At 38.3% G+C, this 998-nt stretch carries 1 protein-coding gene; it reads left to right on the forward strand.

Translation table 11 applies throughout. From position 1 onward, the window contains the following. Positions 1–87 precede the first annotated feature (87 nt). Positions 88–939: an alpha/beta fold hydrolase gene (locus A9Y75_RS25795; protein ID WP_071191050.1), complete on the forward strand. Its 852-nt coding sequence runs from the start codon at positions 88–90 to the stop codon at positions 937–939. Positions 940–998 lie beyond the last annotated feature (59 nt).

The raw sequence follows: 998 nt of genomic DNA on the forward strand, positions 1-998 counted from the left end.
CCTGACTCCTGACTCCTGACTCCTGACTCCTTCTTCAAAATTACGCCTTTTATATGAGGCTGTTGCATTCCCAAATAGGAAAATAAAGTGTCAATTACAGAACATCGGATTACAGTAGATTCCCTAGAATGGTTTTATCGAGAAGCAGAATCAATTGGTAGAAGTGACTTATTACCAGTATTGTGCTTACACGGTATAGTTTCCCAAAGTTATAGCTGGAGAAACATTCTACCAGCTTTGGCAGCACAAGGTACAAGAGCGATCGCACCAGATTGGATTGGTTACGGATTTTCTGCTAAACCTGAAAAACAGGATTTTGCTTATACTCCCGACGCATTTATTACAGCTTTAGAAGGATTTGTGAAAGCTGTAGAATTAGAACGTTTTTCCTTAGTTGTACAAGGATTTTTAGGTTCTGTGGGCTTACAATATGCCTTGCGTCATCCCGAAAAAATTGCCAACATAGCTATTTTAAATACACCCATTTCCACTGCTGCTAAATTACCTTGGAAAATCAAACAAATGGGTTTACCTTTAGCAGGAGAAATGATGACTCAAGACCCTTTATTAGTTGATAGAACTTTAGAAGGTGGTAGTCGTTATCGTATTGAAGATAAAGATTTAGATGTTTATCGTAAACCCTATTTGAAAACTTCTTCATCTGGTCGTGGTTTGCTGTCCACAATTCGTAATTTGCAGCTTGAACAAGCGATGATTGAAATAGAATCTGGGTTTAAAGAATGGCAACAACCCATTTTAGTACAATGGGGAATGATTGACCCTTGGTTGTCGGTGGATATTGCCGAAACCTTTGTGAAATCTGTCCCAAATGGTGAAATAATCAAACTTAATAATGTTGGACATTATCCTCAAGAACATTATCATGAAGTGATTTTACAAGACCTGTTACCTTTTGTACGTCGTTCTGAGTCTAACTAGTGCAAGTAGGCAGAAAGCAGGAGATAAAAAACGTAAGAATTCAGGAGTCAGGAGTCAGG

It is taken from the genome of Trichormus sp. NMC-1, from assembly GCF_001858025.1.
GTDB lineage: Bacteria > Cyanobacteriota > Cyanobacteriia > Cyanobacteriales > Nostocaceae > Anabaena.